Consider the following 3,326-nt stretch of genomic DNA (forward strand, 5'->3'; position numbering starts at 1 on the left):
GTCCATAACGTCTCGTATTTCAGAGCCAATAAGGTTGGTTGAGAGAACAAAAATTACAATCATCAATCCAGCTGATAATGCGATCCATGGTGCTTTTTCTAGAAGAGGCAATCCCTGATTCATAATTGTTCCCCACTCAGGTGTTGGGGGCTGCACACCAAGACCAAGAAACCCTAACCCTGCAATAGAAATGATTTTTGAGCCCAGACCAAGGGTTGCAATCTCCATGATTGGTGCCAATGTATGGGGAAGAATGTGTTTGAATAAAATATGGGAGTTTGAGGCTCCGATTGCTTTTGATCCTTCTACAAATCCACGATTTTTTAAAGATAGTGTTGTCGCTCTTGTAACCCGGGCATATTTTGCCCATCCGGGAATAATGAGGGCAATAATTATAGATACAACATTAGGGCCGTAAATTCCAACCAGAGCAAGAGTTATTACCATACTTGGGAAGGCCAGCATTAAATCTGTAAACCTCATGAGAATTCCATCAAGTTTTCGGTAATAGCCTGCAAACAATCCAATAAGAACACCAATGATTACGACAAAGACTGTTGAGATAACCGCTATCGATATGGATGACTGTGAACCGTAAATAACTCTGCTAAAATTACATCTTCCAAATTGATCGGTACCCAGTGGATACTCTAAGCAGGGGCCTGAAAACCGGTTTTTCAGGTTCTGTTCACTAGGATCATGCGGAGCGATAACCGGTGCAAAAATTGCAATAAGACACAATACCAGAAATAAACATAACCCAATCAAAAGAAGGGGTTTTTCTCTAATTTTTGGAAAGAATTCATCCCACCAGTTGGATATCTCCCTGATATGATCTCTTTTAAAAGTCATTCTCCTCCCTGACACGTGGATCCAGGAAATAATACGAAAAATCAATACACAGATTGATGAATACAAAAATTAGGGCAAATACAAGAATACAGCCCTGCATTACCATAAAGTCACGGGTTGAAGCAGCTTCCACAAAGAGCCTGCCCATGCCGGGAAGTGCAAACAACGTTTCGACAATCATAGCTGATCCAAAAAGCCAGCCATACTGTGTTCCAATATATGTTATTACCGGAATAATGGAGTTTTTAAGTGTATGTCTGGCAATAATGGTTTTTTTATCCAGTCCTTTGGAGACTGCAGTTCTGATATATTCTTCTTCCAATACTTCAGCAGTACTTGTCCGCATCAGTCTCATCGTAATAGCAAACAATCCTGCTGAAAGACATATTGCAGGTAATATAAGATATTGTGGTCCTTTATATCCTGCTACCGGAAGTATTTTGAGATAAATTGAGAAGAATAACATCCCAAGAATTCCAAGGAAAAAATCTGGTATTGAAAGTCCAAGAATTGATAAAACACGGGAGAGATGATCAACAAAACCGTTTGGCCTCAGCCCGGCTGCAATACCAATTGGAATTGCAATAATACATGAGATAATTATCGTTATCGTTGAAAGAATAAAAGTTACCGGAAAAGCACGTTTAATCTCATCAACTGTAGTTCGTCGTGTCTGGTATGAATAGCCAAGATCACCATGAACTACCCGGTCGAGCCAGGCAATATACTGAATATACCAGGGTTGATCTAATCTCATCTCCTTTTGCATCTCAATAATAGCTTCAGTAGGAGGGTTGTCTGTGTCCATCTGTGCTCGTAATGTAATTTCTGCCGGATCTCCTGGTGCTAAATACATGAAGATAAACGCAATAAACGTTATTCCGATCAAAACGGGAATGGTCTGGAGAAGACGGATCAAAATATATGTTCGCATTATAATCGGGAAAAAAAGATTATCCGAGGGTTACATCCTCAAGATGATAAGAGAGTTCGGTTGGATGCATCCGGTATCCTTTTACTTTGTTTGATGTAATGTCCTGGTTGACATAATAATTCAGGTATGCGACCGGTGATTCATCAATGACTATCTTCTGAACTTCATCGTAGTACTTCTTCCGTTCAGCAGCGTCAGTGGTAGCCCGTGCTTTTTCAATCAGTTCATCGACACGGGAGTTGGACCATCGGTATGCACCCCATCCATCACCTGAAGTTCCTGCTGAATCATAATCAGTCATCATGATCTCATCAGGATCAGGAGTAAAGAGAAGACCTCTTCCAACAAGTGCGATGTCAAAGTCTCCCTTGTTACGCATTGCATTTGCAGAATCGGTATCAATAACCTTCAGTTCAACATCTATACCAATTTTTTTGAGTTGGTCCTGCATGACTTCAGCAATTGATGGAAGTTCCGCCCGCTCAGGATATGTAACCAGTTTGATTGAAAACTTCTTTCCATCCTTGTCAAGGATCCCATCATTGTTTGTGTCTTTCCACCCGGCTTCAGCAAGCATACTCTTAGCCTTATCAGGATCATATGTAAATGGCTGAATGTCTTTGTTAGCCCAGTAGAACTGCGGCGGGAAGAGACCTGATGCAGATGATCCAACACCATCAAGGACATAATCAACAATTGCCTGACGATCAAAGGCGTAGTTCATTGCCTGCCTTACTTTTTCATCTGAAAATGGTCCACTTTCACAATTATAATCGATCATCCTGACACGGGCAATTGGTTGATCATTGACTTTGAAATCAGATTTGGACGCAAATGTTGAGGATATTTCAGGTGGCATGATCTGTGCAATATCAATATCTCCACCCTGAAGCTGCAGAGAACGAGTTGCAGCTTCAGGAACCACTTTGTAGTCTACTTCATCAACAGATGCTTTCTTGCCCCAGTAATCAGGATTCTTAACTGTAATCATCTCTTCTTTTGGATTAAATGATTCAAATTTAAATGGTCCGGTCCCTATTGGTTTTGTAACATTGCCCTGGTCAAGGCTGGCATCAGCGAGTGCTGCACTCTCACCTTTTGCCATGTACGCAGGTAATGCCGGGAATGGTTTAGTCAGAGATATCTGGAGTGTTTTGTCGTCAACTGCAGTGATATCCTTAATTGGAACTTTGGCAAATGTTTTTGATTTTTTAAGTGAATCATCAAGTGATTTTTTCATCGTCTTGGCAGTGAAGGCAGTTCCATCATGGAATTTTACTCCATCGCGAAGGTGAAATGTCCAGACCAGTTGGTCGCCTGATACATCCCATGATGTTGCTAATCCCGGAATGAGGGCAGCTGATTGATCAACATCAGTCAGCGTCTCTGTAACGCCGAGCCTCTGAAGTGATGTGCCTGAAACATGTGGATCTGTCTGTCCATCCCATGGTCCGGCAATTTTCAAAACCGACCCCCCTTCTGCCATGACACACGGTATCATCCCTATGAGGAATAATACGCATACCATCACACAAAACTG

General features: G+C 41.6%; 3 protein-coding genes. All 3 read right to left on the reverse strand.

Features of this window, described 5'->3' with window-relative positions:
• A partial coding sequence (locus VN429_RS01365) for an ABC transporter permease (RefSeq protein ID WP_325628990.1) occupies positions 1-852 on the reverse strand: 852 nt, incomplete at its 3' end.
• A complete protein-coding gene (locus VN429_RS01370) occupies positions 842-1,786 on the reverse strand; it encodes an ABC transporter permease (protein WP_325628992.1) in 945 nt (314 codons plus the stop codon). The genes VN429_RS01365 and VN429_RS01370, both read right to left, overlap by 11 nt.
• A gap of 19 nt (positions 1,787-1,805) precedes the next feature.
• A partial coding sequence (locus VN429_RS01375; RefSeq protein WP_325628994.1) for an ABC transporter substrate-binding protein occupies positions 1,806-3,326 on the reverse strand: 1,521 nt, incomplete at its 5' end.

Origin of the sequence: Methanospirillum sp. (assembly GCF_035560735.1) — an archaeon.
Taxonomy (GTDB): domain Archaea; phylum Halobacteriota; class Methanomicrobia; order Methanomicrobiales; family Methanospirillaceae; genus Methanospirillum.

Excerpts from the sequence above, each read along its gene's own strand:
- VN429_RS01370 (WP_325628992.1), bottom strand. The coding sequence starts at position 1,786 with ATGCGAACATATATTTTGATCCGTCTTCTCCAGACCATTCCCGTTTTG.